Origin of the sequence: Variovorax brevis (assembly GCF_030317105.1) — a bacterium.
Taxonomy (GTDB): domain Bacteria; phylum Pseudomonadota; class Gammaproteobacteria; order Burkholderiales; family Burkholderiaceae_C; genus Variovorax; species Variovorax brevis.
In genome coordinates this window covers 109,593-125,966 of sequence record NZ_JASZYG010000014.1, presented here as the reverse complement: position 1 = coordinate 125,966, position 16,374 = coordinate 109,593, and the positions used below count along the sequence as shown (strand labels likewise).

Annotated in this window: 13 protein-coding genes; 8 read left to right on the top strand and 5 right to left on the bottom strand. The window is 68.6% G+C overall.

Annotation, left to right across the window (positions count from 1 at the left end):
- The first annotated feature begins 45 nt into the window (after nucleotides 1-45).
- From QTI66_RS30880 to QTI66_RS30870, 3 genes are all read left to right on the top strand, one after another.
- The gene (locus tag QTI66_RS30880) at nucleotides 46-2,484 is read left to right on the top strand and encodes a PAS domain-containing protein (RefSeq protein ID WP_286564141.1); all 2,439 of its coding nucleotides are present in this window, start codon (nucleotides 46-48) and stop codon (nucleotides 2,482-2,484) included.
- A 141-nt stretch (nucleotides 2,485-2,625) separates the two neighbouring features.
- Entirely contained in the window at nucleotides 2,626-3,285 is a 660-nt protein-coding gene (locus QTI66_RS30875; RefSeq protein ID WP_286564140.1) for a peroxiredoxin, read from the top strand.
- 36 nt (nucleotides 3,286-3,321) lie between these two features.
- The gene (locus tag QTI66_RS30870; RefSeq protein ID WP_286564139.1) at nucleotides 3,322-4,362 is read left to right on the top strand and encodes an MBL fold metallo-hydrolase; all 1,041 of its coding nucleotides are present in this window, start codon (nucleotides 3,322-3,324) and stop codon (nucleotides 4,360-4,362) included.
- Nucleotides 4,363-4,369: 7 nt separating this feature from the next.
- Here QTI66_RS30870 and QTI66_RS30865 read toward each other — a convergent pair whose 3' ends face one another.
- Entirely contained in the window at nucleotides 4,370-5,362 is a 993-nt protein-coding gene (locus QTI66_RS30865; protein ID WP_286564137.1) for an AraC family transcriptional regulator, read from the bottom strand.
- Nucleotides 5,363-5,378: 16 nt separating this feature from the next.
- Nucleotides 5,379-5,915 (bottom strand): OsmC family protein, encoded by a 537-nt coding sequence (locus QTI66_RS30860; protein ID WP_286564135.1) that lies wholly within the window; start codon nucleotides 5,913-5,915, stop codon nucleotides 5,379-5,381.
- A gap of 280 nt (nucleotides 5,916-6,195) precedes the next feature.
- Here QTI66_RS30860 and QTI66_RS30855 point away from each other — a divergent pair, with 280 nt between their 5' ends.
- The 5 genes from QTI66_RS30855 (at nucleotide 6,196) to QTI66_RS30835 (ending at nucleotide 13,434) form a co-directional block, all read left to right on the top strand.
- The gene (locus QTI66_RS30855) at nucleotides 6,196-7,008 is read left to right on the top strand and encodes a class I SAM-dependent methyltransferase (protein WP_286564133.1); all 813 of its coding nucleotides are present in this window, start codon (nucleotides 6,196-6,198) and stop codon (nucleotides 7,006-7,008) included.
- A gap of 133 nt (nucleotides 7,009-7,141) precedes the next feature.
- Entirely contained in the window at nucleotides 7,142-7,534 is a 393-nt protein-coding gene (locus QTI66_RS30850; protein ID WP_286564131.1) for a hypothetical protein, read from the top strand.
- A 79-nt stretch (nucleotides 7,535-7,613) separates the two neighbouring features.
- Nucleotides 7,614-8,858 carry a TolC family protein gene (locus QTI66_RS30845; protein WP_286564129.1) on the top strand — a complete coding sequence of 415 codons (1,245 nt, stop codon included), beginning with the start codon at nucleotides 7,614-7,616 and terminating at the stop codon, nucleotides 8,856-8,858.
- Nucleotides 8,855-10,297 (top strand): efflux RND transporter periplasmic adaptor subunit, encoded by a 1,443-nt coding sequence (locus QTI66_RS30840; RefSeq protein ID WP_286564126.1) that lies wholly within the window; start codon nucleotides 8,855-8,857, stop codon nucleotides 10,295-10,297. The genes QTI66_RS30845 and QTI66_RS30840 overlap by 4 nt, the downstream gene beginning before the upstream one ends.
- Nucleotides 10,294-13,434, top strand: coding sequence for an efflux RND transporter permease subunit (locus QTI66_RS30835; protein ID WP_286564125.1), 3,141 nt, complete (start codon nucleotides 10,294-10,296; stop codon nucleotides 13,432-13,434). Before QTI66_RS30840 ends, QTI66_RS30835 begins: the two co-directional genes overlap by 4 nt.
- A 66-nt stretch (nucleotides 13,435-13,500) precedes the next feature.
- Here QTI66_RS30835 and QTI66_RS30830 read toward each other — a convergent pair whose 3' ends face one another.
- The 3 genes from QTI66_RS30830 to QTI66_RS30820 form a co-directional block, all read right to left on the bottom strand.
- On the bottom strand, nucleotides 13,501-15,420 hold the full coding sequence (locus QTI66_RS30830; RefSeq protein WP_286564123.1) for a sensor histidine kinase: 1,920 nt from the start codon (nucleotides 15,418-15,420) through the stop codon (nucleotides 13,501-13,503).
- A gap of 140 nt (nucleotides 15,421-15,560) precedes the next feature.
- Nucleotides 15,561-15,830 (bottom strand): DUF3297 family protein, encoded by a 270-nt coding sequence (locus QTI66_RS30825; RefSeq protein WP_286564121.1) that lies wholly within the window; start codon nucleotides 15,828-15,830, stop codon nucleotides 15,561-15,563.
- Between the two features lie 62 nt (nucleotides 15,831-15,892).
- Nucleotides 15,893-16,297, bottom strand: coding sequence for a PPC domain-containing DNA-binding protein (locus QTI66_RS30820; RefSeq protein WP_286564172.1), 405 nt, complete (start codon nucleotides 16,295-16,297; stop codon nucleotides 15,893-15,895).
- Between the last annotated feature and the right edge of the window lie 77 nt (nucleotides 16,298-16,374).

Here is a 16,374-nt window from a genome sequence, read left to right as displayed (position 1 = left end):
TCCTGGCGGCTTTGATGCCGGGGCGGGTTTCGTTGACGGCCAGACATGAATTCGAACGACAACAGGGCGGGCCTGACCTTCCTGCGCGAAGGCGGCGAAATGGGCGCACATCTGCGCTCCCACGATGGGGCTTCGACCCCTCTGGGTCCACCGGCAAACTGGCCGCAGGGTCTGCGAACGGCCGTGCGCCTGATGCTCAACGCGCGGCACCCGGTGTGCATCTTCTGGGGGGCCGAGGCCATCTTCCTGTGCAACGACGCCTATGCCCACTCGATTGGCGCGACGCGGCGCGTCGATGCCACCGGGCTGTCGGGCCGCGACGCCTGCGGCAGCCGCTGGAACGCCATCGCACCGCAGGTCGAGCGGGTCATGCAGGGCCACGAGCCCATCCCGCAGGGCAGCCAGTGGATGCCGGTCAGCCGCGACGGCGTGCAGCAAGACAGCTGGTGGACCGTCACAGCCGGCCCCATCGACGACGCCAGCGCGCCGCAGGGCATCGGCGGCGTGCTGTTCCAGTACACCGAGACGACCGAACTGTTGATGGCGCAACGCAACCTGGTGCAGAGCGAGGAGCGCCTGCATTCGGCCCTGACCGGCGGGCGAGGCATCGGCACCTGGGACTGGGACATTCCCAACGACCGCCTGTTCGCCGACGAGCGCGTCGCTCGCCTCTACGGCGTGGACCCCGGGAAGGCGGCCGCCGGTGCACCGATCGGCGAGTTCTTTCACGCCGTTCATCCGGACGACGTCGCGCGCGTGCGGGCGAACATCTTCACGGCCATGCAGACCGGCGAGCCCTTCTACGAGGAATACCGCCTGCTCCGGCCGGACGGCCGTGAAGTCTGGGTCGTCGCGGAAGGGCGCTGCGAAATGGACGCCGACGGCAAGCCGCTGCGCTTTCCCGGAGAAAGCTTTGACGTCACGCGGCGCAAGGCCGTCGAGGCGCGGCTGCAGCGCCTGAACGCCGAGATCGAGCGCAAGGTCATCGAGCACGCCCAGGCCCGCGGGCGGGCCTGGGAGATCAGTCCGGCGCTGCTGGGCACGGTCAATCACCAAGGCTACTTCCAGACCTCCAACCCCGCATGGCAGGCGATCCTGGGCTGGTCGCCGCAAGAGGTGGCGAGCGTGTCGATCATCGAGTTGATTCACCCCGACGATGTCGAGCGCTCGCGGGTGGAATTCGGTCGCACGCGGCAAGGCTTGCGGATCAGCCAGTTCCCCAACCGGATCCGCTGCAAGGACGGGCGCTACCGCTGGATCTCCTGGGTCGGCGTTCCCGAGGACGGCGTGGTCTATTGCAGCGGCCGCGACATCACGCTGGAGAAGGAGCGCGCCGGCTCGCTGGAGGATGCTTTGCCCGGGCCTGACGGAGAGGAGGACGCCGCCGCGCCCCCCGACGTGGCCCACCACTTCGACAGCCTGCTGGCGGGCATCGGCGGCAGCCTGCAGTTGATCCAGTCGCGCACGGCGCGTGGCGAGCTGGCGCCCATCGATCGCTATGTGACGGCGGCGTTGGACGCCGTCAAGCGCGCGGCGACGCTCAGCCATCGCCACCTGGGCCTTGCGCGCAGGCGGGCGCCGGACCGCCAGCCGACCCCGGTCCACCGTGTGGTGAGCGACATGGAAGAGATGGTGCGGCAAACGATGGGGCCGGACGTTCATGTCGAAGTCATTGGCGAAGGCGATGGGTGGAGCGCCCACATCGACCCCGACCAGCTCGAAGAAGCCTTGCTGATCCTGTGCCACAACGCGCGCGACGCCATGCCCGGCGGCGGGCGCCTCGACATCGGGACGCGCAACCAGTGGCTCGACCAGGAGGCGGCCGCAGCGTGCGACCTGCCCGCAGGACCGTTCGTCGTGCTGAGCGTGACCGACACCGGCAAGGGCATGACGCCCGAGGTCCTGGCCCACGTTTTCGAACCCTTCTTCACCACCAAGCCCTCGGGCCAGGGCACCGGCATCGGGCTGCCGATGGTCGACAGCTTTGTGCGCCAGTCGGGCGGCCGGGTGTGCGTCGACTCCGCGCCGGGCCGCGGTACGACGGTGCGCCTCTGCCTGCCGCGTCTCGAAGAGCATGCAGACGCAGGCAACGGACAACCTGATCGCTGCGGCGAAGGCAAGGTGGTGCTCCTCATCGATGGCGAGCCGACGGTGCGCATGTGCATCGGCGAGGCGCTGGCCGATGCCGGCTACCGGATCCTCGAAGCCGTCGATGGCTTCGCGGGCCTGAAGCTGCTGAAGTCAACGCAGCAGGTCGATTTGCTGATCGTCGATCCCGGCCTGCCCGGCGGCATGAGCGGGCTGCAGCTGGCGCAGGCTGCCCGCTCCGTCCGGCCCGGGCTGAAGGTGCTCTTTGCCACCGGCCATGAGGAGAGCGCCGCGGTGGGGAACAGCGCCGCGGACGGGGGCATGGCCTGGCTGGGCAGCCCTTTCGACCTGCACGTGCTGGCGCGCAAGGTGCGCGACATGCTCAAGGCCGCGTAGCGTTGCTCGGGACGCGAGAAGGGTGTCCCGCGCCCCGCTTGCCGGCGCTTTGCGAACGTGGTGTACTTTCTGCCCGCCCGTGCAGGCCTTGGAGGGACAGCGAGCGGGAGTCATCATCTTCAACGAGCTCGAGGAGCGGTCATGTCACTGCGCATCAACGACGTCACACCCGATTTCACGGCCAACACCACCCAGGGGCCCATCAAGTTCCATGACTGGATCGGCGACAAGTGGGCCGTGCTGTTTTCGCACCCCAAGGACTTCACGCCCGTGTGCACCACCGAGCTGGGCTACATGGCGAAGATCGAGCCGGAGTTCACCAAGCGCAACACCAAGCTCATCGGCCTGAGCATCGACCCGGTCGACGCCCATGAACGCTGGGCCAGGGACATCGAGGAAACCCAGGGCTACCTGCCCAACTACCCCATGATCGGCGACACCGACCTGGCGGTGGCCAAGCTCTACAACATGCTGCCGGCCGAAGAGCCCGGCACGTCGGAAGGCCGCACGGCGGCCACCAACGCCACGGTGCGCTCGGTGTTCATCATCGGCCCCGACAAGAAGATCAAGCTGATGCTCACCTACCCGATGACCACGGGCCGCAACTTCGACGAGATCCTGCGCGTGATCGACTCCATGCAGCTCACTGCGGCGCACAAGGTGGCGACGCCGGTCAACTGGAAGCATGGCGAGGACGTCATCATTGCCGGCTCGGTGTCGGACGACGATGCGAAGAAGCTCTTCCCCGACGGCTGGAAGGCGCCCAAGCCCTACCTGCGCGTCGTCAAGCAGCCAGGCTGAGCGAACAGTCGAACGGGCGGCGCAGGGCACGGCGCGATGATCTTCGAGCAAATCGCCACCGGCGGTTGCCAGTCGTACCTCATCGGCTGCGAGGCCAGCTTTGCCGCCGCGCTGATCGACCCGGAGCTGAGCCAGATCGACCACTACATCGCGCTGGCTTCGCGCGACGGCGTGCGCATCCGCTACCTGATCGACACGCACACGCACGCCGATCACTTTTCCGCGACGAAGGAGCTGGCGCGCCAGCTCGACGTGCCGGTCATCATGCACCGCAAGAGCCCGGCGCCTTTCGTCGACATGCGGCTGGCCGATGGTGAAATGGTGGTGCTGGGCAAGCTGCGCCTGCGCGCCCTGCACACGCCGGGCCACACCGCCGATTCGATGTGCCTGCAGGTGGACGACCGCGTGTTCACCGGCGACACGCTGCTCATCGGCGGCACCGGCCGCACCGACCTGCCCAGCGGCGACGCGCAGGCGCTGCACGACAGCTTGTTCAACAAGCTGCTCAAGCTCGACCCAAGCCTGAAGGTGTACCCGGCCCACGACTACAAGGGTCGCAGCCACTCGACCATCGCCGACGAGATCGCGTCGAACCCGCGCCTGCAAAAGCGCGATCCGGCGGAGTTCGTGGAGATGATGCACAGCCTCAACCTCACGATGCCCACGCACATCACCGAGGCGCTGCGCACGAACATGAGCGGCGGCAAGACCGTGGCGCGCCTGCTGGCCGAAGCCACGGCCACCGTGCCCTTCATGTCGCTGGCCGAACTCAAGTCGCGCGTGGAAGCCGGAGAGGACGACCTCATCGTGCTCGACGTGCGCGAGCGCGATGCCTTCGAAGCCGGCCACGTGCCCGGCGCGCGCCTGCTGCCGCGCGGGCAACTCGAACTTCGCGTGAACCAGGAACTGCCCGACCCGACGCGGCGCATCCTCACCTGCTGCGAGCTGGGGTACATCTCGACCCTCGCCGCATCGACCTTGCGCGAGATGGGCTTCCTGCACGCCGTCGCGCTCGACGGCGGCATGAAGGCGTGGCGCGAAGCGGGCTATCCGCTGAAGGCGGGCAGCGCGCCCTGACGGCCTGTCAGCAGGGAGTTGTTGTCGGCCGCACCTCGCCCACGACCTGACGGCGCCGCCACGCAGCGGGCGGCGCACCGTATTCACGACGGAAAGCCCGGCTGAAGGCGCTGTCCGTCTGATACCCCACGTCCTCCGCGATGCGCGACAGCGGCGCGGTGCTGCGCGTCAGCAGGTTGGCCGCCAGGAGCATGCGCCATTGCGTGAGGTACTGCATCGGCGAGGTGCCCACCAGCAGCTGGAATCGCTCGGCCAGCACCGACCGCGACGTGCCCGACTCACGCGCCAGTTCTTCCAGGCTCCAGGCGTGCGCCGGCCGTTGGTGCAGCAGGGCCAGCGCCGCGCCGACGATGCGGTCGCCCACGCCGGCGAGCCAGCCGGTGCGGTCCGTCGCGCCCTGTTCGTTCATGTACAGGCGCAGCACTTCGATGAACAGCACTTCGGCCAGCTTGGCCAGCACGCCCGCGCCGCCGGGCCTGGGGGAGCGCGCCTCGGCCAGCGCGTAGCGCAGCGAGGCTTCCAGCCACACGCCCGCGTTCGAGCCGCGGACGTTGACATGCACCAGCGGCGGCAAACCCGCCAGCAGCAGTCGCGCCAGTCGCGCGTCGCACGCGAGATAGCCGCACACCAGCCGCGTGGTCGCACCGCCCCCGCCATAGGCCAGCAGCCGGGGCCGGCGCGCCAGCACCGCGTCGAGCCGGGCGCCGCCCGTGGCAGGCGGCACGCCAGGCGCCGACGTCATGAGGTGTGCGTCGCCCTGCGGAAAGATCACGGCGTCGCCCGCCACCAGGTGCACCGGCGCTTCGCCAGGCATCTCGACAAAGCAATCGCCTTCGGTGATCAGGTGAAAAATGACCACGCGCTCCGCCGAGGGCTCCAGCAGCGGCGCGGCGGTGTCGGCGCGCGGCGACTGGTAGCACCACGGCGCGGTGAAGCGCCCGTGGATGAAGATGGCGCCCACCAGCCGCACCACGCGCAAGGTTTCCGACAGGGCGTCCATCACGCGCCTTTCTTCTTCAGCCGTCGACGTCGTCGATGTGCAGCAGGAGCGGCACGCTGCCCGTCACCGCGTTGGGCACCGGTGAGCGCCGGCATGCTTCCTCCACCAGCTTTCGCAGGCGGTGCGAGGGCACGCCGGGCGCGGCGATGCGCACCCGCAGCCGTACCTCCTGCGGGCCGCAACTGACCGGATGGCCGTCGGCTTCGGCCATGCCGAGCATGCCGCGCGTGTCCGAGCGGCTGTCGGCGCGCACTTCGAGCCCGGTCAGCTCAATGCCTTCCGTGGCCGCGGCCATCGCAATCGACGTGGCAGCGCACGAGGCCAGGCCCGCACGAAACAGCCAGCCGGGCGTGACGCGATCGCCGGTGCCTCCGAGCTCGGCGGGCAAGTCGGTCTCGAACTGCGCGCCGTTGGCATGCCGCGTGTTCACGCGCGTGCCACCGGTCCAGTGCGCGGTGGCGCTGGCGTCATCGTGCAGGCCCATTTCGGGGCGCCGCTCCAGGACGCTCTTGGCGCGATTCAGCGCGGCCGCAAGCTCGTTCGACGTGTGCATCGGAATCCTCCGGGCTGTAGCGGTCGGAATTGTGGTCGCCTTCGCCATGGGCGCCAAGGGGAGCCGGCGCTGGCGTGGGCGCGCAGGACGCTCGGACAAGAACGCCGGACGCGCCGTCAACGCCGCGAGTGGTGCGCCGCGAAATGCGGACGCCCGGTCAAGCGCGCCGGACGCACGATCAGGACGACAGGGGGCCAGGGGCGGTGCAATCAGGGCACCGGACGCACCGCCGGATCGCGGTCCGGTCCATTCTTTTTCTCAAGTTCAAAGAGGAAGCACCATGAACCCGACCATCGATCTCGCCGCGCTCAAGACCCGCCAGCAGGCCGCCTGGGCCAGCGGCAACTATGCCGTTGTCGGCACCACCTTGCAGATCGTCGGCGAACGCCTCGCCGAAGCCTGCGACCTGCGCTGGGATGAAAGCGTGCTGGACGTTGCCGCCGGCAACGGCAACGCCACGCTGGCGGCGGCACGTCGCGGCTGCGCCGTGGTGTCGACCGACTACGTGGCGAGCCTGCTCGACAAGGGTGCGCAGCGCGCCGCCGCGGAGGGACTGGACGTCAAGTTCGAGGTAGCCGACGCCGAGGCGCTGCCCTATGCCGACGCGACTTTTGACGCAGTGCTGTCGACCTTCGGCGTCATGTTCGCGCCCGACCACGCCAAGTCGGCTTCGGAGATGCTGCGCGTGTGCCGTCCGGGCGGACGCATCGGGCTGGCCAACTGGACGCCCGCGGGCTTCATCGGCCAGGTGTTCAAGACGCTGGGTCGCCACGTGCCGCCGCCCGCCGGTGCGCAGTCGCCCTCGCTGTGGGGCACCGAAGCGCACCTGCAGGCGCTTTTTGAGGCGGGGGCGTCGTCGATCCAGGTGACGCCGCGCGAGTTCAACTTCCGCTACCGCTCGGCGGCGCATTTCATCGAGGTGTTCCGCAACTGGTACGGGCCGATCCACAAGGCCTTTGCCGCGCTGCCGGCCGACAAGGGGCAGGAGCTGGAGAAGGACTTCACCGAACTGCTGGAGCGTCTGAACCGTGCGGGGCCGGGCTCGCTGGTGGTGCCGAGTGAATACCTTGAGGTGGTGATCACGCGCAAGTAGCTTTCGCATCGTCGGCATGCACCCCGAACGTCCGACCTCCACAGGAGCCAGGACCTTCGGGGGCTGATGAATCCCTCGGGGCGCCGGGGTCGCGCTTTGGCCGCGCGCCCGGTCCCGCTAGACTGGCGCCTTCATGTTCCGCCGTCGCGCCCACTCAAGCATCTCCCGCTGCGTTACCGCGCTCGTGGTGATGCTGTCGCTGCTCTTTTCGCAGGCGGCGCTGGCGGGCTATGAATGCCCGGGCATGAAAGACGCAGCGGTCATGGCCGACATGATGGCATCGGGCCAGCCCTGCGAAGGCATGGACACGGCGCAGCCCGTGCTGTGCCACCAGCACTCGGCCGCGGCGCCGCTGTCCCTCGAGCCCCTCAAGGTGCCCACGCCGTCGCTGCCTGCCATCGTGCAGGTGCTGATCGTGCCGCTGGTGTCCATTGCGCAAGGCCCGGGGTTTTCGCCGGCCGCCGGGGTGGAGCCCCGACCTCCACCCGATCCTGTTTTCCTCGCCACGCGCAGACTGCGCGTTTGAAATTTCCGTCGCCTGACAGGTGCCGGCAGGGCGTGTTCGCCTGCCGGCATGTGCTTCGTTGGTCGTCGTCGGAGATTTCATGTTCTTTCCCATTTCGCATGCCGCGCTGTTGCTCGCCGCCGCCTGCCTGCCTGGCCAGATCCAGGCGGCGCCCTTGACCCTGGAGACGGCACTGCAACTGGCCGTCGAGCGTTCCGAAGCCGCGCGTGCCGCCCGCGCCGGCGTGCGCAGTGCCACCGAAGCCTCGCGCGCGGCCGGCCAGTTGCCGGACCCGGTGCTGCGCGTGGGCATCGAAAACCTCCCCATCACCGGGCCGGACCGCTTCAGCACCACGCAGGACTCGATGACGATGAAGCGCATCGGCATCAGCCAGGAATGGCTGTCGCAGGACAAGCGCAGCGCGCGCACGGCGGCCGCTGAAGCCACGGTCCAGCGTGAAGCCGTGCAGGCGCAGGCAGCCTTGGCGGAGACGCGACTGCAGACCACGCTGGCCTTTCTGGATGCCGTCTACGCGGACGAAATGCTCAAGCTCACGACGAGCATGGAGCACCACGCGCACGAGGAACTCGAAGCCGCCCGCGCACGCCTGGCGTCCGCCGCGGGCGGCAGCCAGGAGGTGCTGGCGCTCGTCGCCGCCAAGGGCAGTTCACAGGACGACTCGGCCGACTGGCGGCAACAACAGAACGCCGACCGATTGGCGCTGCAGCGCTGGACGGGTGTGATGTCCGACGAACTGGCGGCGCCTCGAATTGCTGCCAGCGCTTCGTCCGCCACGGAGGACGCCTACGTGGCCAGCCATCCTTCCGTCCTCGCCCTGCAGCGCGAAGTGGAAGTCGCCCGGCAGGCTGCCGCGGTGGCCCAATCCAACCGCGCGCCGAACTGGACCTGGGAGGCAGGCTACGGCCAGCGCACCGGTTATTCCGACATGCTGACGGTGGGCGTCAGCATCCCCTTGCCCGTGTCCCCCGGCGAGCGCCAGGACCGCGAAACGGCGGCCAGACTGGCGCTGGTCGACAAGGCGGAAAGCGACTTGGCCGAGGCCACGCGCGCGGCCGCGGCCCAGTACCGCGCACTCAAGAGCGACGGCCAGAATCTGCGCGAGCGCATCGAGCGCTATCGCGCCGGCGTGCTGACCCCGGCTGCGCAACGCACGGCCGCGGCGCTGGCGGCTTACCGCTCCAACCAGGCCAGTCTGCTCACGCTGTTCGAGGCGCGCCATGCGCACACCGAGGCGCAGCGCAAGCTGCTGGCGCTGCAGCGTGACTTGGCCAGGACCGATGCCCAACTGGCCTTCCGGCCACTCTCCGTGGAGCTCGCACCATGAACCGCACGACGATCACGACCTTGGCGATCCTCGCCGCGCTCGGCATCGCCGCAGGCGCCTTTCTTCTGGGACGCGAAGCGGGCCGGACGCACGACGCGGCCCCGGCGTCGCCGACGGCTGCATCGCAAGCGCCCGAGGCCGGCACGGACGGCCGCAAGATCCTCTACTGGCACGACCCCATGGTGCCGGGGCCGCGCTTCGACAAGCCCGGCAAGTCGCCCTTCATGGACATGCAGCTGGTGCCCATGTACGCGGACAGCGAGTCCGGCAGCGGCGGCGTCAGGGTGAACGCCGGCGTGCAGCAGAACCTGGGCATTCGCCTGGCGACGGTGCGGCGAGCGGCGCTTTCGTCTTCCTTCGACGCGGTCGGCGCCGTGCAGTTCGATGAGCGGCTGAACGTGGCGGTGCAGACGCGCGTGGCGGGCTATGTGGAATACCTGTCGGTGCGCGCGCCGATGGAGCGCGTGCGCAAGGGCCAGGCGCTGGCGACGATCTTCGCGCCCGAATGGCTCGGGCCGCTCAATGAGTTGATCGCGCTGCAGCGCGCGGGCGTTTCGCAGGACGTCGTCGACGCCGCGCGCGATCGGCTGCGGGCGATGTCCATTCCGCCCGAACTCGTTCGTCAGAGCGAGAAGGCCGGCACGGCGCAGGCGCGATTCGTGTTGAGTGCGCCGACCAGTGGCGTCATTTCGGAACTGGGCGTGCGCGAGGGCGTTGCGGTGGCGCCGGGCACGACGCTGTTTCGCATCGCCGGACTCGACAGGGTCTGGGCCGTGGCCGACATCCCGGAAGCGCAGGCCGCGCGCCTCGTGCCCGGGCAAAAGGTGAAGGCCGAGTTGCAGGCCGATGCGTCCTTGTCTTTCGACGGACGGCTCGCGGAGATCGTGCCGGAGATCAGTTCATCGACGCGCACGCTCAAGGCCCGCATCGAGCTCGACAACGGGCAAGGCAGGCTGGTGCCGGGCATGCTGCTGCGGCTGCACCTGGACGGCGCAACGAGCACGCAGCTGGTCGTTCCGTCGGAGGCGGTCATTCGCACCGGCAAGCGTGCCGTCGTGATCTTGCGCAAGGAATCGGGTGCTTTCGAGCCGCGCGATGTGTCGCCGGGCGCGGACTTGGGCGATGAGACGCAGGTGCTGCAGGGTCTCAGCGAAGGGGAGCAGGTCGTCGCGAGTGGGCAGTTCCTGATCGACTCGGAAGCGCGATTGCGCTCGGTGCTGGGGGCGATGTCGGCGGCGACGCCGGAGACGGCAATTGCAACGCCGCCGACGCCGCCGACGCCGACGACGCTGGCCACGCCCGCGCCGCAGGCAGACCACGGCGCGCATGACGCGCACGGCTCGCACACGACGCCCGTCGCGCCGCCGACCGCCGCATCCCCGCCCGCCGCACCTCCGCCCGCCGCGCCTCCACGCGCCGAACCGGCGTCCAAGCCATGATCGCCGCGCTCATCCGCTGGTCCATCGGCAACCGCCTGCTTGTCCTGCTTGCGACGCTGTTCCTCGTGGCCGCCGGCCTGTGGTCCGCCGCGCGCATTCCGCTGGACGCGCTGCCGGACCTGTCGGACACGCAGGTCATCATCCGCACACCCTACCCCGGCAAGGCGCCGCAGGTGGTCGAGGATCTGGTGACCTATCCGCTGACGACCACCATGCTCAGCGTGCCCGGCGCGAAGACGGTGCGCGGCTATTCCTTCTTTGGCGATTCGTTCGTCTACGTGCTCTTCGACGACAAGACCGATCCCTACTGGGCGCGCTCGCGCGTGGTCGAGTACCTGAACCAGGTGCAGGGCAGGCTGCCCGCCGGCGCCGTGGCCTCGCTCGGGCCCGACGCGACGGGCGTCGGCTGGGTCTACGAATACGCGCTGGTCGACCGCACCGGCCGTCACGACCTCGGGCAACTGCGGGCGCTGAACGACTGGTTCCTCAAGTTCGAACTCAAGAGCGTGCCCGACGTGGCGGAGGTCGCCAGCATCGGCGGCATGGTGCGGCAATACCAGGTGGTGCTGGACCCCGACCGCCTGCGTGCACTGGGCGTCACGGCGGCGGTGGTGAAGGCCGCCATCCAGAATGCCAACCAGGCCAGCGGCGGGTCCGTGGTGGAGTTGGCCGAGGCCGAGTACATGGTGCGCTCGCGCGGCTACCTGCGTTCGCTGGACGACTTCCGCACCATTCCCCTGTCGGTGTCCGGCGCCACGCCGGTATTGCTGCGCGACGTGGCCACGGTGCAGGTCGGCCCGGAGATGCGACGCGGCATCGCCGAACTGGACGGGGAGGGCGAAGTGGCCGGCGGCGTGGTCGTCATGCGCTCGGGCAAGAACGCGCGCAGCACGGTCGAGGCGGTGAAGACGAAGCTGGAATCGCTGAAAGCCAGCCTGCCCGCCGGCGTCGAGATCGTTCCGACCTACGACCGATCCTTGCTCATCGATCGTGCGGTCGACAACCTGCGCCACAAGCTGGTGGAAGAGTTCATCGTGGTCGCCCTGGTGTGCGCCGTCTTCCTGTTTCACTTGCGCTCGGCGCTGGTGGCTGTGGTGGCGCTGCCCATCGGGGTGCTGGCGGCCTTCGTCGTCATGCAATGGCAGGGCGTCAACGCCAACATCATGTCGCTCGGCGGCATTGCGATTGCCATCGGCGCCATGGTCGACGGCGCCATCGTGATGGTGGAAAACCTGCACAAGCATCTCGAAGCCTTCGAGACGCAGGCCGGCCGCCCGCCGGGTGCCGGCGAGCGCTGGAAGATCGTCGGCGAGGCATCGACGGAAGTGGGGCCGGCCCTTTTTTATTCGCTGCTGGTCATCACGCTGTCCTTCGTGCCGGTGTTCTCGCTGGAGGCGCAGGAAGGGCGACTGTTTTCTCCACTGGCCTTCACCAAGACCTACGCAATGGCCGCGGCTGCCGGCCTGTCGGTGACGCTCATTCCGGTGCTCATGGGCTACCTGGTCCGCGGGCGCATTCCGCATGAAGCATCGAACCCGGTGAACCGGCTGCTGATGGCCGCCTACCGGCCGGTGCTGGAAGCGGTGCTGCGTTTTCCGAAGGCGACGCTGGTCGCTGCGGCGCTGTTGCTGGCGCTCACCGTCGTGCCCTTGATGCGCCTGGGGGGAGAGTTCATGCCGCCGCTGGACGAAGGCGATCTGCTCTACATGCCTTCCGCGCTGCCGGGCCTGTCCGTGTCCAAGGCCTCGCAGCTGCTGCAGCAGACCGATCGCCTCATCAAGACGGTGCCCGAGGTGGCGCGCGTGTTCGGCAAGGCCGGCCGCGCCGACACGGCGACCGATCCCGCGCCGCTGGAAATGTTCGAGACGACCATCCAGTTCAAGCCCCGCGACCAGTGGCGCGCGGGCATGACGCCCGACAGGCTGATCGAGGAACTGGACCGCGCCGTGCAGGTGCCGGGCCTGTCCAACGTGTGGGTGCCGCCGATCCGCAACCGCATCGACATGCTGGCGACCGGCATCAAGAGCCCCGTGGGCATCAAGGTCGCGGGGGCGGACTTGGCCACCATCGACGCGTTGACGACGCAGGTCGAGGCGGCCGTGAAGCAGGTGCCGGGCGTGAGCTCGGCGCTGGCCGAGAGGCTGACGGGCGGGCGCTACATCGACGTCGACGTGGACCGCGCCAGGGCCGCGCGCTACGGCCTCTCGGTGGCCGACGTGCAGGCCGTGGTTGCCACCGCCATTGGCGGCGACAACGTGGGCGAACTGATCCAGGGCCGCGAGCGCTATCCCATCAATGTTCGCTACCCGCGCGAGATCCGCGATTCGCTGGAGCGCCTGCGCAGCTTGCCCTTCGTCACCGACAAGGGCGCGCAGTTGCTGCTGCAGGACGTGGCGCGCATCAGCATCGAAGACGGGCCGCCGATGCTGCGCAGCGAGAACGCGCGCCTGTCGGGTTGGGTCTATGTGGACGTGCGCGGGCGCGACCTTCGCTCCGCCGTGCAGGACATGCAGGCCGCCGTCGCGAAGGCGGTCAGGTTGCCGGCGGGCTATGCGCTGTCATGGTCCGGCCAATTCGAATACCTGGAGCGCGCGACCGAGCGGCTCAAGCTCGTGGTGCCGGTGACGCTGGCCGTCATCTTCCTGCTGCTGTATTTGCTGTTCAGGTCGTTCGCGGATGCGGCACTGGTGATGGCCGCCGTGCCCTTCTCGCTCATCGGCGGCTTCTGGCTGGTGTGGGCGATGGGGCACTCGGTGTCGGTGGCCACGGCGGTGGGCTTCATTGCGCTGGCCGGCGTGGCGGCGGAGTTCGGCGTCGTCATGCTGGTCTACCTGAAGAACGCGCTGGCCCGGCGGCAGGCTGCCGGCGAGCCGATGAACGACGAAACCCTGCGCGCCGCGATCCGCGAAGGTGCGGTGCTGCGCGTGCGGCCCAAGGCGATGACGGTGGCGGTGGTGATGGCGGGACTGCTGCCCATCCTGTGGGGCAGCGGCGCCGGCTCGGAGGTGATGAGCCGCATCGCCGCGCCGATGGTCGGCGGCATGATCACGGCGCCCATGCTGAGCATGCTGGTCGTTCCTGCCGCGTGGTATCTGCTGCGACGCCGGGGTTCTTCGCGGCCGATGGAAGGGGGTTGAGAGGCAGCCAGGCTCCCGCAAGCCGCAAGCCGCAAGCCGCAAGCCTCAAGCCTCAAGCCTCAAGCCTCACAAGCTGCGTCCTTCCACCAGCGTCCCGCGCGCGTCGCCGTGATCATTCATCGCGAAGTCCTGTCGCGCGGTCTTCGACGGAGCGTTCGGCCGCAGTGCCGACGGCGCTGGCGGCCGCGTCGTGGTCGTAGGCAATGCAATCGTGAACGTGCAGCCCTGGCCCGCGCCTTGGCTGACCGCGGCAACGGTGCCGCCATGCAGCATGACCAGATGCTTCACCAGCACGAGCCCGATGCCCAGGCCACTCTTGACGCGATTGGCCAGCGGCGGTCCCTGCACGAAGGGCTCGAAGATGTGCGGCAGCAGGTCCGCCGTGATGCCCACGCCGTTGTCCTTGATGTCGATCACCGCGTTGCGGCCGCGCTCCCGGGCCTCGATGCGGACTTCCATGCCCTGGCGCGAGTACTTCAACGCGTTGGTGACGAGGTTGCTGATGACCTGCTCCAGCCGCATCGGGTCCGCCATCACCCACAGGGGCCGTTCGGCCGGTTGCAACACGATGTCGTAGCCCTCGGCGGCGGGCGTGTCGCGAATCGATTCCACGCAGCCGTGGATGCACGCGAGCAGATCGACCGGCCGCGTGTCCAGCGCGATCTTGCCGGACAACAGCAGGCTCACGTCCATCAGGTCGTCGACGATGTTGCCCAGATGCCGGCTCTGGCGACGCACGATGTCGTAGTAGCGGGGCGAACGCTTCGGGTCGCTGGCAAAGCGCTCCAGCAGTCCGACGGCGCCTGCAATGGCGGCCAGCGGGTTTCGCAACTCGTGCCCCAGCAGGGCCATGAACTCGTCCTTGGCCCGGTTTTCCAGCTGGGCGCTTTCCCGGGCGCGCGTTTCGTTGGCCAGCAGTTCCTCGCGCTGGGCTTCCGCCGCCCGGCGGGCCTTGCGTTCGCTGTCGAGCAGTTCGCCCGCATGAAGCAGTTCCCGGTTGAGTGCGTTGACCTCCGTCAGGCCCGTGCGAAAGGGCGCCGGGCGCTCACCGTGCCCGAGCGAACGCGCGGCGCGCGAGGCGGCCGCGACGGCATTCACGATCTGCTGGCCAAAGAAATAGGCGCCGCACAGGGCCAGCGCCGTCGCGATGGTCATGCCGGCCAGCAGCCAGACCACGGCATGCCGGGCCGCGGCCTCGATGACGCTCACGGGCGCCGACACGGCCACGGTCCAGTCGGTGAGCGAAGAACGCGCGAACGCCACGTAGGCATCGATCTTTTCGAAAGTGGTGTAGCGCACGAGGCCTTCCGGCGAGCTGGCCGCCGCTGCAACCAGCTCCGGCCGCGCACCCTCGCCGAGCACCGCGTCGCCACCCTGGGTGCGCGCGATGAAACGCCCCTGCCGGTCGATGACGCGGACGATCCACTCGGGATGGCCCCTGACTGCGAGTGCCGCCTTCCGCCAGTAGTCGACGGGAAACGCCTGTGCAACGATGTATTTGCGCCCGCCTGCCGCCTTGGCGGGCACATAGACGGCCGTCAACAGCCGGCCGCTGGAGCGGCCCCAAAACAGATCGGACACCAGGGGCTGCTGCGTTTCCAGTACGCTGGCGAGCCGCGCGTTCGGCGCGTTGCGCGGGGACGGCGTTTCGAAGGGCAGGAGCGTGCTGAAGATCTGCCTTCCCTTCTCATCGAGCAGCAAGGTCCTCACGCCAGACTCGCTGCTGATCGCCTCGGCATCCTTGTAGAAGGACTCGAAGTCACCCGTATCGAGATACGGCGAGTTGCCGAGCACCTCGAGCGCGCCCAGCGAGCGCTGGATGTCGCGGTCCACCAGCAGCGCCGAGGCGCGAACGGTTTCGTGCAGGCCTCGCAAGGCCGCCTGTCGTTCCCCCTCCTTGACCTTGTTGAACGCGATGGCCGCTGCCAGCAGCATCGGGACCAGGATGGATGCCGTGGCGAGCGCGATGAGTGTGCGGATGCGCATCGGTTGGACCGTCGTTGTTGTAGTTCTTTGAATGGGTCGCGCGTTCCCTCCCCAAAGTCGGAACGGAGCTCGCCGGGAAGACCAGGCCGCGGCGGCGTGCCATGCCGCCTCCGGTCAGGAGGCGGTGGCCAACGGCGGCGCTAGCGGTAGAACACTTCGACTTTGCCCTTCAGCTTGATGAGCAGCGGCTTGCCCTTGCGGTCCACCGTCTTGCCGGCGGGCACCTTGATCCAGCCTTCGCTGATGCAGTACTCCTCCACGTCGTGGCGCTCCTTGTCGTTGAAGCGGATGCCGATGTCGTGGTCGAAGACCGCGGCGACGTGGTGCGGACTGCGCGGGTCGATGGACAGGTGGTCAGGGAGCGCAGGCAATGAAGATGCCGTGTCGGCGCTGGATTTCGAATCGTTCATCTCATCATTTTCAGACCATTGGCGAATGCGTCAAATGCGAGGGGGCTTGTTCATGTGTCCATTTATGTGGCGTCCGATCGCCGGATGACCAATTCGGCCCAACCCGTGGCGGGATCGGGTTCACGTGTGAAGTGCCACTGCGGCAACAATGCCAACAAGATCTCTGAGGTCGTGCGAACGATGCATCCGTAGGCGGCATGGCCACCCAGCACGCGGCCCTGTGCGTCGGCCACGCTCAGATGCAGGTGCGAACCCGTTGGCGCGACGCTGCCTGAAAGCGTGAGCAACTCCGTGTCTCCCTCGACAGTCGTGGCATCGGGAGCGCCTGCGAGCCGGATCTGCGCAGGTGAAAGACTGCCGATGCCGGACAGCACGAAGGCGGCTGTCATGCCGCTCGCGGCGACGGCGCGCTCCAGTGCGCGCCTCAGGTCGTCGCCGGGGACCAGGCGCAGCGGGAGTGCCTGGATGGAGGAGTGGTCGGTCGTGTCCATGCCGCATGATGCGTCGATGCGGTTTCAAAGTCACACATGTTGGCCTTGCGCGA